This window comes from Streptomyces sp. NBC_00258 (assembly GCF_036182465.1).
Classification (GTDB): Bacteria; Actinomycetota; Actinomycetes; order Streptomycetales; family Streptomycetaceae; genus Streptomyces.
The window spans coordinates 8,268,143-8,280,621 of sequence record NZ_CP108081.1 but is presented as its reverse complement, the minus strand read 5'-3'; the positions used below and the strand labels follow the sequence as shown (position 1 = coordinate 8,280,621).

Annotated in this window: 9 protein-coding genes; 5 read left to right on the top strand and 4 right to left on the bottom strand. The window is 71.3% G+C overall.

Annotated features, from left to right (window positions below; genetic code table 11):
* Positions 1-35: 35 nt before the first annotated feature.
* Entirely contained in the window at positions 36-2,483 is a 2,448-nt protein-coding gene (locus tag OG718_RS36910) for a glycoside hydrolase family 3 protein (protein WP_328846249.1), read from the bottom strand.
* A gap of 113 nt (positions 2,484-2,596) precedes the next feature.
* Between OG718_RS36910 and OG718_RS36905 the strand changes: the two genes are divergently transcribed.
* Positions 2,597-3,232 carry a TetR/AcrR family transcriptional regulator gene (locus OG718_RS36905; protein ID WP_143631664.1) on the top strand — a complete coding sequence of 212 codons (636 nt, stop codon included), beginning with the start codon at positions 2,597-2,599 and terminating at the stop codon, positions 3,230-3,232.
* A 219-nt stretch (positions 3,233-3,451) separates the two neighbouring features.
* On the top strand, positions 3,452-4,699 hold the full coding sequence (locus OG718_RS36900; RefSeq protein WP_143631667.1) for a pyroglutamyl-peptidase I family protein: 1,248 nt from the start codon (positions 3,452-3,454) through the stop codon (positions 4,697-4,699).
* Here the strand turns inward: OG718_RS36900 and OG718_RS36895 are convergent.
* Together OG718_RS36895 and pdxR are read right to left on the bottom strand one after the other, a co-directional pair.
* Positions 4,689-5,495: an EI24 domain-containing protein gene (locus tag OG718_RS36895; RefSeq protein ID WP_328846248.1), complete on the bottom strand. Its 807-nt coding sequence runs from the start codon at positions 5,493-5,495 to the stop codon at positions 4,689-4,691. The genes OG718_RS36900 and OG718_RS36895 overlap by 11 nt on opposite strands.
* Before the next feature lie 134 nt (positions 5,496-5,629).
* On the bottom strand, positions 5,630-7,054 hold the full coding sequence (gene pdxR / locus OG718_RS36890; protein WP_328846247.1) for a MocR-like pyridoxine biosynthesis transcription factor PdxR: 1,425 nt from the start codon (positions 7,052-7,054) through the stop codon (positions 5,630-5,632).
* Positions 7,055-7,207: 153 nt separating this feature from the next.
* Between pdxR and OG718_RS36885 the strand changes: the two genes are divergently transcribed.
* Positions 7,208-8,047 (top strand): DMT family transporter, encoded by an 840-nt coding sequence (locus OG718_RS36885; RefSeq protein WP_328846246.1) that lies wholly within the window; start codon positions 7,208-7,210, stop codon positions 8,045-8,047.
* Between the two features lie 23 nt (positions 8,048-8,070).
* A complete protein-coding gene (locus OG718_RS36880) occupies positions 8,071-8,658 on the top strand; it encodes a dihydrofolate reductase family protein (protein WP_328846245.1) in 588 nt (195 codons plus the stop codon).
* A gap of 202 nt (positions 8,659-8,860) precedes the next feature.
* Here the strand turns inward: OG718_RS36880 and OG718_RS36875 are convergent, their stop codons facing one another.
* Positions 8,861-9,724: a hypothetical protein gene (locus OG718_RS36875; protein WP_143631679.1), complete on the bottom strand. Its 864-nt coding sequence runs from the start codon at positions 9,722-9,724 to the stop codon at positions 8,861-8,863.
* Positions 9,725-9,898: 174 nt separating this feature from the next.
* Between OG718_RS36875 and OG718_RS36870 the strand changes: the two genes are divergently transcribed.
* The gene (locus OG718_RS36870) at positions 9,899-12,472 is read left to right on the top strand and encodes a M14 family zinc carboxypeptidase (protein WP_328846244.1); all 2,574 of its coding nucleotides are present in this window, start codon (positions 9,899-9,901) and stop codon (positions 12,470-12,472) included.
* The last annotated feature ends 7 nt before the right edge of the window (positions 12,473-12,479 follow it).

The following is a 12,479-nucleotide window of genomic DNA, read 5'->3' as shown; positions in this document are numbered from 1 at the left end:
GTTCGTTGTGGCTGATCGCGCAGTTCCCCGCGCCCCTATGGGGCGACGGTTGCCCTCAGCCTGCAGTCAGTGAGCGAGTGGGACGCCTCGATCTCGTATGAGCCCTTCACGGGGGTCCAGGCCTTGCTCTTCTCGTCCCAGATCTCGAAGGCCCGGCTTGGGAGTTCGATGGTGACGGTGGCTGTCTCGCCTGGAAGTGCCTCCACCGTCGCGAAGCCCGCCAGCCGACGCCTCGGGCGGGTGGTGTCCGGCTCGGTGGGGGCCACGTAGATCTGGACCGTCTCGCGGCCCTTGCGTGCGCCGGAGTTGGTGATGCGGACCGTGACCGTCGTGCCCGTCACCTCGATCTCGTCGTACGTCCAGTCGGTGTAGCCGAGGCCGTGGCCGAAGGGGTACGTCGGGGTGCGGCCCTCCTTCTCCCAGGCTCGGTAGCCGATGAACACGTCCTCGGTGTAGAGGAGTTCGCCGTCGGTGGGGGTGACCTGGGTGACCGGGGCATCGGTGAAGGAGCCCCAGGTGGTGGGGAGGCGGCCGCCGGGCTCGTGGGTGCCGGTGAGGACGTCGGCCAGGGCGGCGCCGCCCTCCTGGCCCGGGAACCAGCTGAGGAGTACGGCGGACACGTCGTCGCGCCAGGGGAGTTCCACCGGGGAGCCGGAGTTGACGACCACGACGGTGTCGGGGTTGGCCGCGGCGACCGCCCGGACCAACTCGTCCTGGCGGCCGGGGAGTCGGAGGTCCTTGCGGTCGAAGCCCTCGGACTCGACGCGTTCCGTCGTGGCGACCACGACGACCGCGGTGTCGGCGGCGCGGGCGGCCTCGACGGCCTCGGCGATCAGTTCGTCGGGGTCGCGCCGGGGCTCCCGGTGGGTGAGCGTGAAGGCGACGACCTTCATGGGGACGTGCTCGGGAACGGAGACGACGTGACGCAGTGAGACCTCGTAGGTGTCACCGGCGGTCAAGTCCACCGTGGCGTGCTCGACCGGAGCGCCGAAGAACGTGACGAACGGGTCGTCCTTCTCGGCCCGTTGGTCCTCGTCGAAGTACGTCGTGCCGTCGACCGTGAGCGTGAAGGCGCCGAGTCCCTTGATTCCGAAGGTGTGGCGGCCGCTCTCGCGCGGGGTGAAGGTGCCGGTCAGTTCGACGCTGTGGAGGGTGTCGTGGGTGACGCCGTCGGGCAGGTCGTCGCCCATCCACTGGAGGTGGCCGCTCGGCGCGGAGCCCGTGCCGACGACGGTGCCGGCGGCGTCGCGGCAGACCGCGCGCAGCTCGAACCCCTTGTCGGCGGCGGCCGGTTCCTCGTTCGGGTCGGCGCCGACCGCGTACGTGAGCGCCCCCTCGGGCAGGGCGGCGGTGAGGCCGTCGAGAGGGGAGACGACCCGGGCGGGGAAGACGACGGCGGAGCCGCCGCCGAGGACGCGGGCGTCGCGGGCGGCGGCGCCGATGAGGGCGATCGACCGCCCCTCGGGGATCGGGAGGGCGCCTTCGTTGCGTACGAGCACGAAGGCGCGGCGGGCGATCTCGCGGGCCAGGGACTCGCCGTCGACGTCCTCCGGGAGTTCGGTGACCACCGGCTCGGCGCCGTCCAGGATGCCCACGCGGGCGGCCAGGCGCAGCACGTTGCGTACGGCCTCGTCGACCTTGGCCTCCGCGACCTCTCCGGCGCGGACGGCGGCGGCGAGCTTCTCGCCGTACACGGTGGTCGGGCCTGGCATCGCGACGTCCAGGCCGCCCTCGATGTCGGCGACGGTCGAGCGGGCGGCCATCCAGTCGGAGACGTTGAAGCCGTCGAAGCCCCACTCGCCGCGCAGGATCTCGTTGACCAGGTAGCGGTGTTCGGTCATCGTCGTGCCGTTGACCGAGTTGTAGGCGGTCATGATGCCCCAGGGGTGGGCGTTCTCGACGATCGCCTCGAAGGGGGCCAGGTAGAGCTCGCGCAGGGCGCGTTCGGAGACCACGTTGTTCACGGTGAAGCGGTCGGTCTCGGCGTCGTTGGCGACGAAGTGCTTGACGGTGGTGCCGACGCCGCCCTCCTGGACACCGGTCACGTATCCGGTGCCGATCCGCCCGGTGAGATACGGGTCCTCGCTGTAGGCCTCGAAGTGGCGGCCGCCGAGCGGGGAGCGGTGCAGGTTGACCGTCGGGGCGAGCAGGACGTGGACGCCCTTGCGGCGGGCCTCCTGTGCGAGGAGGGTGCCGGCGCGGCGGGCCAGGGCGGGGTCCCAGGTGGCGGCGAGCGCGGTCGGGGACGGCAGGGCGATGGACGGGTCGTCGGCGGTCCAGCGCACGCCCCGTACACCGATCGGACCGTCGGACATGACCAGCGACTTCAGGCCGATCTCCGGGAGGGCGGGCAGGGACCACATGTCCTGTCCGGCGAGCAGCCGCGTCTTCGCGTCCAGGTCGAGTTTCGCGAGCGCGGTCTCGACCACGGCCTCGCGTGCCTGGTCGGCCGGGGTGGACCGGGTTCCCTGCGTTCCCGCCATGGCGGTGCCTCCTCGTCGAAGTCCGTACCGTCCCTCCATCCTGCACGCACTACCTGTAGATCGGTAGGTTTCGTTATTCGTACGTTACTTTCGACCGCTCGGGGTCCGTGCCCATGTCGTACGGTGACGTCATGACGAGCAAGGCCCCCCGGTCGGCCAGGAGCGTGGAGCGGCGCGCGGAGATCCTCCGGGCGACGTTGGAGGTGATCGCCGAGCGCGGTTACCGGGGCGCGAGTCTGGCCGCCGTCGCGGAGCGGGTCGGGCTCACCCAGCAGGGGCTGCTGCACCACTTCCCCACCAAGGAGGCGCTGCTCGTCGCCGTGATGGCGGAGCGCGACCAGTGGGACGCGATGCCCGGCACCGGGCTTCGGCTCGATCTGCTGGGCCAGCTGGTCGAGTACAACGCGATGCGGCCCGGCATCGTGCAGACCTTCTCGGCGCTGCTCGGCGAGAGCGTCACGGAGGGGCACCCGGCCCGCGAGTTCTTCACCGAGCGGTACAGGACGGTGCGGGCGAACATGGCGCAGATACTGCGGGCCGAGTACGGGGAGCGGCTGCCGAGCGGGCTCACGCCGGAGCGGGCCGCCCCCCTCCTCGTCGCGGTGATGGACGGGCTGCAGTACCAGTGGCTGCTCGCGCCGGAATCGGTGGACATGCCTGCGGCGTTCCGGGACTTCCTCACGCTGCTGGGCGAGGGCAGCCCTGGTCCCGACTCCCCTTCCTCCCGCCCCGGGGACAGCGAGGGCTGACGGCTGTGACGACCTCCACCTCGACGAGGGCCTCCGGCCTGAAGAGGCGGGACGCCTCGAAGGTCATGCTGGTGGAGGGCGGTCCAGGGAGGATCGCCACGCCCCGCACCCGACTCGTACACCCCTCGGATCACGCGCCATGGCGCACGTCCCGTCCGTCACGCATACTGCGGCCATCCGACGACGGCCCCCACTCGCGACGGAAGGACCTGAACTACCTTGACGCACATACGTGTTCAGCTCGGTGCCCTCGGCCTGGCCCTGCTGACCGGCCTCGCGGCCCCGCCCGCCCACGCGGCGGAGAACCCCGCCGCCGCGCCCACCGTGGAGGAACGGCGACTCGACAAGGCGGCGCCCCAGGAGATCCTGGCCCGCTCCGGATTCGCCACGGTGGCACCGGAGTTCGTACGAGCACTGGGCAAGGCCCGTTCGTACCCGCAGGCCGAGCGTGTGGTCGAACGGCAGGGCGCGCGGCTGTGGCAGCGGGCGGTGGACCGCGCGCAGGGCCGGGGCCCGGCGGGCGGCGACCTGAGCCGGGACGACGACCGCCCGCTGTACTGGGCACGGCTCGGTATGACCCGTGAAGTACGCCAGTGGGAGCCGCAGTTCGGCCTCACCGAGGCCCAACGGACCCGCCTTCTCGCCTCACTTGAGCGCACTTCTCGCGGGCAGGACACCATCCGCTACCCGCACAGCAAGGGCGTCAAGCGAATCCTGGTGACCGGCTTCGACCCCTTCACGCTGGACCGGGACATCCGGATCTCGAACCCGTCCGGAGCCACGGCCCTCGCCCTCGACGGCACGGTGATCGAGACGGCGGACGGCCCGGCCCGCGTCGAGACCGCCGTCTTCCCGGTCCGCTGGCAGGACTTCGCCGACGGCACGGTGGAACGCACCCTGCGCCGGCAACTCCCCCGCGTCGACCTGTTCACGACGGTCAGCCAGGGCCGGGTGGGCCGGTTCGACGTCGAACGCACCAACGGGGCCTGGCGGGGCGGCTTCGGGGACAACGAGAACCTCTCCCGTACCGAGACGATCCCGGTCACCGACCCGGCCTCGCAGCCCCAGTGGACGTCGACGACCTTGCCGTACAAGGACATCGTGGCCGCGAGCACGGGCCGCTTCCCCGTGTACGACAACACGTCGGTGACCGAGATCCCGGCGGGCGGCACCACTCCCGTCGTACGCCCCGAAGGACCGACCGCCGGCTCGACCGCCCGCGCGGGCGGCGGTGGCGACTACCTCTCCAACGAGATCGCGTACCGCGCGACGCTCCTGCGGGACCGGCTGGGCCTCACCGCATCGCTCCCCGGCGGTCATGTCCACACGCCGGTCCTGCAGTTCGGGACGGGCAACACGGATCCGGCGAGCGGGACCGTCACCGACCCCCAGTTCATCCAGAACCGGCTCGACATCATCGCCCAGGTCCGGTCGATCCTGAAGGTGGCGGCGGACGTCACCGACTGACGCGGCCCGCCTGCTCGCCCTCGTCCTCTCCCTCGTCCTCTTCTTCGCGGGTCTCCTCGCCCATCAGATCGCGGGCCATCAAGGTGGCGCCCGCGACCGCGCCGGGCATCAGGAAGACGGCGACGAAGGGGACGAGGAAGGCGAGGGCCAGCGGCGTGCCGAAGCCCCAGATCAGCCTCTTGCGGGAGCGGAGCATGGTGAGGCGGTCGCGGAGTACGACGCCTCGGCGTTGCAGGGCGACCGCCGTCAGTTCCTCGGTGAGGAAGAAGCCGGTGACGAAGAAGCCGATCACCGGGACGACGGTCTGCCCGACGAACGGGACGAACCCGAGCGCGAAGAGCAGCACACCCCAGACCAGGGCCCTGGCCACGACCCGGAGGCTGTCCCGTGCCGAGATCAGGAGCTCGCGCCACAGGGGCAGGCCCGACTCGGGGGCCGTGCCGTCCGGGGAGACGTCCCGGTCCACCTTCTCCGAGAGGTTCTCGTAGAAGGGCTGGCCGAGAAGGAGGGTCACGGCGGTGAACGTGACCACGGAGAGGAGGAGGCCGAGGGCGAAGAGGACCGCCGTCAGGAATCCCCGGAAGAGGCCGAGCCAGGGGCTCGACCAGTCGTCGGCGAAGGGGGTCGCCCAGGTGATGAAGTCGCTGCCCCAGAGGGCGAGCGAGACGAGGGCCGCCACGTAGAGGACGAGGGTGATGAGGCCCGGGATCAGTCCGAAGCCGAACTGCTTTCCGTGGCGGGCCACCCATCGCTGTCCCCGCACCAAGTAGCCGAACCCCACGCCAAGATCATGCATGCCTGCACCATACCGGGGGCTCCACCGGTGGGTTGTGGGCGGCTCCGGGCCCTCTGTGGCTTGTCGCGCCGTTCCCCACGCCCCTGGAAGGGGCACCGGCCGGAGGGAACTTGCAAGGGAACTTGCAGACGGACTCAGGTGTTCAGCGCTGCCGCGAGGATTCGTACGCCGTGGCTGATCCTGGACTCGTTGACGTTGCCGAAGCCGAGTACCAGGGCAGGGCTGAACGCGGTCGGACCCGTCGCGCCGGCGGTGCGGTAGCGATCGAGACCGTAGACCTGGACGCCCTGGGCGGCGACGCGGTCCACCACCTCGTTCTCGGTCGGCTTCGGGGGGAGCCGCAGGAGGGCGTGGCAGCCTGCGTCCAGGCCGTCGAGCCGGCTGCCGGGGGCGTGCTCGGCGAGTTCGGTGACCAGGGTCTGGCGGCGCGCGTGGTAGATGTCGCGCATCCTGCGCAGATGCCGGTCGAAGCGCCCGGACTCGATCAGCAGCGCCAGTGCGGTCTGGTCGAGCGCGGGTACTCCGCGGCTGGTCAGGTGTTTCTCCCGTACCAACGGGTCGAGGAGTCGTGGTGGGACCAGCAGCCAGCCGATCCGGATGCCCGGCGCCAGTGTCTTGCTGACCGAACCGAGCGCGATGACCCGGTCCGGTGCGAGGCCCTGCAGCGAGCCGACCGGCTGACGGTCGTAGCGGAACTCGGCGTCGTAGTCGTCTTCGAGAACCAGTCCGTCGACCTCCTCGGCCCAGGCGATCAGGTCGCGGCGGCGCCGTGCGCTCAGGACGACTCCGGTCGGGCATTGATGAGCCGGTGTGACCAGGACGGCACGGGCTCCGGAGGCGGCCAGCGCCTCCACGTTCACACCCTCCTCGTCGACGGGTACCGCGATCGGCGAAAGGCCGGCCCTGGCGGCGAGTTCGTCGTGCTCGCGGGGGCCGGGGTCTTCCAGCGCGACCGTGTCGTGGCCGGCGTGCGCGAGCGTACCGAGGACCAGGTTGAGGCCGTGCCGGAAGCCGTTCACGATGATCGCGTCCTCGGCTTCGGCGGTGCCGGCCCGGACGCGCCGGTGGTAGCCCGCGAGGACACCGCGGAGCTGTCCGGAGCCCGAGCCCGTTTCATCGCCCATGGCGGCGGATCCCGCCCCTCGTGCGGCCTGGGTGAGCGCCCACAGCCAGTCCAGCGTCGGGAACGACGGAAGGTCCGGGATTCCGTACTCGAAGTCGACCTCGATCGGCGCCGGTCGCGTGCGGTCGTCCCGTTCCGGTCGCCGCGGCGCATCGCGTGCGGAAGTGCCCGGAGCGACCCGCGTACCGGATCCGGTCGCGGTGATCAGGTAGCCCTCCGCGGCCAGTTGGTCGTAGGACTCCACAACCAGACCACGGGACACCTGAAGTTGCCCGGCGAGGGACCGGCTGGACGGCAACCGCTCCCCCGCGGAAAGCCGGCCGGCGCGGATCGCGCCGCGCAGCTCGCGCTGGAGCTGCTGTCCGATCGGTTCGGGACTTGACCGGTCGAGGCCGATGAGCAGCTCCGGCCCGACCCCGACCCAGCGCACCGCCATCAACGCCACCCCAAGTGGTCCACTCCGCAGCCTTCCGATTGGCCCTGCAGGCAAGACCAATCTTCGTCGAGGATCGAGGTACTGGCAACGACACCAGCAGGAGGACCTGATGATCACCTCGACATTCAGCGCTCACGACGGCGGTGGGCTCCGATGACCATCGGGATTCTGCTGGCGTTGCTGGCCGCCGTCGGGTACGGCACCTCCGACTTCATCGGAGGCTTCGGCGCGGGGCGGGTCTCGCCCTGGGCCGTCGCGTTCACCGGGCAGCTGGCCGGTGCGGCGGCGATCGTCGGCGTCGGCTTGGCGATGCCCGGGACCCCGTCACCGCGGGACTTCGGCTGGGCGGCGCTGGCCGGTATCGGCGGTGCGATCGGGTCGGCCTTCCTCTATCGCGGTCTCGCCTCCGGCAGCATGGGGACCGCGGCACCGGTCTCGGCCGTCGGCGCCGCGATCCTGCCCGTCCTGGTCGGCTCCGCCCTCGGAGAGCGGCCGACCTCGCTCGTCTGGCTCGGCGTCCTCGTCGCGTTGCCCGGTATCTGGCTGGTGGCTCGCGAGGGTGGCGGAGACCCGGTGGCCGGTCGCCGGCCGGCGATGATCGACGGCGGAATCGCCGGGCTGGGCTTCGGCTGCCTGTTCGTCGCCACCGCTCAGATTCCGTCCTCCGCCGGCGTGCTGCCGCTGGCCGCGAGCCAGCTGATCGGCGCTGTCGTGATCGCCGTGATCGCCACCGTCCTCCGCCGGCCCTGGCGTTCTGGTGTCAGGCACCTGCACTGGGGCGTCGTCGCCGGCGCGCTCGGCGCGGTCGGTACCTGTCTCTACCTCGCCGCCACCCAGGCCGCCGATCTCGGCGTGACCGCGGTCCTCACCTCGCTCTTCCCGGCGATCACGGTTCTGCTGGCCGTCGTGTTCCTGAAGGAACGCATCCGCCCCACCCAGCGCCTCGGCCTCGCCACCTGCGGAGCCGCCGTCGTTCTCGTCGCCATCGGATGAAAACTCACCAAGGAGAAACTGAAATGACGTACGCACTGCCCGACACCGCACCGCAGACCGCCGCAGGCAAGGTCCTCTGGCACTTCACGATGTCCCTCGACGGCTTCGTCGCCGGCCCGAACCACTCCATGGACTGGATGGGCGGGATCGTCAACCCCCGGGCCGACATCACCCAGGAGTACATGGAGACCACCGGCGCCGTCCTCGGCGGCCGGGACGGCTTCGACGCCTTCCCCGACGCCGACTCCACCTACGACGGCGCGTGGCAGGCACCCGTGTTCATCCTCACCCACCACCCCGAGGACGCCCCGCCCACCCCGAACACGGCGTTCCTGAACTGCGGCGTGGCCGAAGCGGTCCGGATCGGCCTCGAAGCCGCCGGCGGCAAGAACCTGGAGATCCTCTCCGCCTCGGTCGGCCGGCAGGCCCTCGAACTCGGCCTCATCGACGAGATCGAACTGCACATCGCGCCCGTCCTCCTCGGTGACGGAATCCGCCTGTTCGACAACCCCGGCGGCGCCCCCGTCAGACTCCGACTGCTCAACGGCGACATCCCCACGGCCGAGATCAACGTCAGGTACCGGCCGGTCACCGACAACCAGCAGTCCTAGGCACAGCCGGACTGCTCACCGCAATCGCGGCCGCTTTCCGTAATCGGGCCGGGACCGTCCCGCGCAACAGGGGTCGGTCCCGACCGTACCGAAGGTTGAGAAACGGGCACTCGGGGGCGCGGGACTGTATCGATCTGCGGCTTCGCCGCGGGGCGCGACCAGCCACAACGCGTCCCACGGAGCGTGTCGACGACCCGGCACGTCACACGGGATGGACCGCCACCACAACCCCCCGCTCCGCCGCAGGCGACACCGCCGCGGAGACCCGTACCGCCCCGGCCCGAGCCACCTTCCCCACCCGAGACGCCGACACCAGCAGCAACGGCTGGAGCCGCTCGAGCCCGGACACCACGAACTCCTCCCCGGCGATCAGCAGGGGACGGCCCGCCTTCAGACCGGCGGCCGCCGCCTCCGTGAGGTCCGCCAGAGGCGGCAGAGCCGCCCGTACGACCCCCGCTCCCGCCGCGGCGGCCCGCTCTGCCAACGCCACCTGGAGCGGCAGCAGCGGAGCCAGCGCCGCCGTCAACGCGTCCGCGATCCGGCGTAGTTCGGGGGACGAGTCCCGCAGAACATCCGCCGCGGCCCGGATCAACGGCGCGAGCGCGAGCAGCACACCCGCGACCACCCCCGCCGCCGCGGGCAGCAACGGCGACGTGGCATCCACCAGTTCACCCAGCGCCTCCGCAGCCTCCTCCACGGCGGGCTCCACCGCGTCGAGGACAGGCAGCAGACTGTCCCCGAGCGCCGTGAGCAGCGCCTGCGCGGGCTCGCTGACCGGGTGAACGGCGAGCGGCGCCCCACTCGTCCCCAGCCGCGTCAACGTGTCCACGATCCGGTAGAAGGCCTCCTGCGCCTCCGGCGAGGCACTGGCCTCGGCCAGCTCGGCAGTCGTCTGCCGCAGCACCCGCAGCACCTCCGCCCCCGAACCGTCCCTCGGATCAAAGGTGTTGATCGCGATACGCGTGATGTTCCCCGCGGTGTCGAGCAGTTGCCCGGTGATGTCGGTCGTGTTGCGCGCGATACGTGCCACGTCATCCCTGCTGGGGAGCGACGGAATCGTTGCCATGGACTCTCCTCGCCTCAACCACAGCATGCCCGCTCCACCGACACCAGGACCCACCATCGGCGGCAACCCGTGGCACCGGTGACGCCAATGCCCTCTTGTTGCACGTGAGTCGAACAGGTAGACCTCCGCGTACCGATGTCAGGCACGTCCACAGCAACTCCAGCGGAGGTACGCGTGCGCCTACCGAGACCCGCCCTGATCGCCACGGCCACCGCCACCGCGGCGGCCGCGCTCCTGCTCAGCCCGAACGGCGCCGTGGCCGACCCCACGCCCCGGCCCGCGTCCCAGCCCGCACCCCCGGTCCGCGAGGGCTCCGGCGCCTATGACGACCGCGCCGCCGCCAGAGCCCCGGAGAGCACGACAGACCGCGCCCTCGCCGCCCCGGTCACCGAACTCACCGACGGCACCGGCACCGCCGGAGGCACCCGCGGCTACCCCCGCGAGCAGGTGCTCACCCCGGACCCCGTGAACCCGGCCGACAAGTCCATCAAGCTCGGTCTCACCCCGTACCACGCGATCGCCCCGAAGCTGAACGCCCTCCAGCGGCTCGGCGACCGGGTGAGCGTGGAGGTCGCGGGGCGCTCGGCCGGCGGCCACCGGCTCTACCTCGTCACCGTGACCGCGCCGGAGTCCACGCGGCAGGCCCGCGCCCAGGAACGTATGCGCGACCTGATCGAGAACGCGCCCTCGGCCGCCGCCAAGGACCCGTCGGTCAAGCGCACTTACAAGACGCCCGTCTTCTTCAACAACAACATCCACGGCAACGAGTGGGAGGGCACGGACGCGGCCCTCAAGCTGATCGAGAAGCTCGCCACGGCCCAGGACCGGACCACCACCGATCTCCTCGCCCGCAACCGCGTGTACTTCAACATCACCGCGAACCCGGACGGCCGTATCGCCGGCACCCGCGCCAACGCCAACGGCTTCGATCTGAACCGTGACTTCGTGACCGCCTCGCAGCCCGAGGTCCGCGCGATGCGCCGGATCGCGATCGACAAGCAGCCGGCCGTCATGGTCGACCTGCACGGGTACGTCAACGGCACGCTCATCGAGCCCACCACTCCCCCGCACGGCGAGAACTACGAGTACGACCTCTTCCTGAAGAACACCTACGCCAACGCCCTGGGCATGGAGGCCGCCGTCAACGGCCTCGGCTACACGCCCGGCAAGGACGGTGTGGAGCCCGCCCAGATCCCGTTCCGGGACCAGGAGGAGGGCTGGGACGACTGGCCGCCGATCTTCACCCCGCAGTACATGCCGTTCCACGGCGCGGTCGCGGCGCACACGGTCGAGTTCCCGATGGCGGTGAACAACGACGAGTACGACGACCTGCCCGTCGCCGAACTGCGCCGCCGCTCGGCGATCAACGTGGCCATCGCGGGCGCGGCGATGCGCGCGAGCCTCGACTACACGCAGGCCAACCGCACTTCGCTCGTCGCCGACCAGATCGAGGTCTTCCGGCGGAGTGTGACGGGTGCCGCGCAGGTGCCGGTCTCCCCGGAGACCGTCCCGGGTGTGCCGGGCATCGGCCCGGAGGACGTCTACACGACGGACTTCCCGCGCGCGTACGTGATCCCGGCGGGCGCGAAGGCACAGCGCTCGGCCACCGCCGCGGCCCGGCTCGTCGACCATCTGCTCGCCAACGACGTCCAAGTCAGGCGCGCGACAAAGGACTTCAGGCTCGCCGGGAAGACGTACGCGAAGGGGTCGTACGTCGTCGATCTGCGCCAGCCCAAACGCGGCATGGCCAATGTGATGCTGGCGGACGGGCGGGACATCAGCGACAAGGTGTCCGTGATGTACGACATCTCGGGCTGGAGTCTCGGCCGGCTGTGGGGCGCGACCGTCGACACCGTACGGACGTCGAAGCTCTCCGTGCCGGGCCGGGCGGTCCACGAGGCCGCGAACGTCGGCTATGTGGCACCTCGCGGCGCGCTCCGGCTCCGGCTCGACGACGCCCGTGAGATCGCGGCCCTCAACTCCCTTCTCGCGGACGGGGTTTCGGTACGCCGGGCGACCGACGGCAGCGCGATCGTGCCCGCCTCGGCCCGTGCGAAGGCCGTGGCCCTGGCGAAGAGGTACGACGTGGCCTTCGACGCGACGAAGGCGACCGGCACCGCCCCGCTCCACCGGGTACGGGTCGCCGCGGCCGTCACTCCGGGTGAGCTGTTCGCGCTGCGCGAGATGAACTTCGACGTGACGCCCGTCTCCACGGCGATCCTCAACGCGGGCTTCGACTGGTCGAGGACGGACGTCCTGTTCGCCTCCGCCGGTCTGAACCACGCGGGCCTCGACACGGCCGCACGCGCCGCCCTGGACGCCTTCCTGGACCGCGAGGGCCTCGTCGGCCGCGGAGCCGCCGGAGCGGCCCTCAACGCCGCCGCCGGGCTCCTCGCGGTGAAGCCCGTCGAGGGCAACGGTGACGCCAACGGCGTGGTGCGCGTGGTCAATTCGGCCGGCGGAGTGACCTCCGGCGCCCCGGACCACGGCTTCGTCTACGCGCCGCTGTGGTTCACGGACCTCGGCCCCGGGGTCCGCGTGGAGCAGTCGTACGCGGCCGGGAACCCGCTCGTGTCCGGCCACTGGCGTGCCCTGGAGGACGGCAGCGGCGGTCCGGCGCAGGCCGCGGGCCGGGCCTCGGTGGTCAGCGGTCCGCACGCCGTCCTGTTCGGCACGGAGCCTCTGTTCCGTGATCATCCGAAGGGGCAGTTCCCACAGGTCGCGCGTGCTTTGCTGACAGTGTCCTGAGGGACGT

Excerpts from the sequence above, each read along its gene's own strand:
- OG718_RS36910 (WP_328846249.1), bottom strand. The coding sequence starts at position 2,483 with ATGGCGGGAACGCAGGGAACCCGGTCCACCCCGGCCGACCAGGCACGC.
- OG718_RS36905 (WP_143631664.1), top strand. The coding sequence starts at position 2,597 with ATGTCGTACGGTGACGTCATGACGAGCAAGGCCCCCCGGTCGGCCAGG.
- OG718_RS36895 (WP_328846248.1), bottom strand. The coding sequence starts at position 5,495 with ATGCATGATCTTGGCGTGGGGTTCGGCTACTTGGTGCGGGGACAGCGA.
- pdxR (WP_328846247.1), bottom strand. The coding sequence starts at position 7,054 with ATGGCGGTGCGCTGGGTCGGGGTCGGGCCGGAGCTGCTCATCGGCCTC.
- OG718_RS36885 (WP_328846246.1), top strand. The coding sequence starts at position 7,208 with ATGACCATCGGGATTCTGCTGGCGTTGCTGGCCGCCGTCGGGTACGGC.
- OG718_RS36880 (WP_328846245.1), top strand. The coding sequence starts at position 8,071 with ATGACGTACGCACTGCCCGACACCGCACCGCAGACCGCCGCAGGCAAG.
- OG718_RS36875 (WP_143631679.1), bottom strand. The coding sequence starts at position 9,724 with ATGGCAACGATTCCGTCGCTCCCCAGCAGGGATGACGTGGCACGTATC.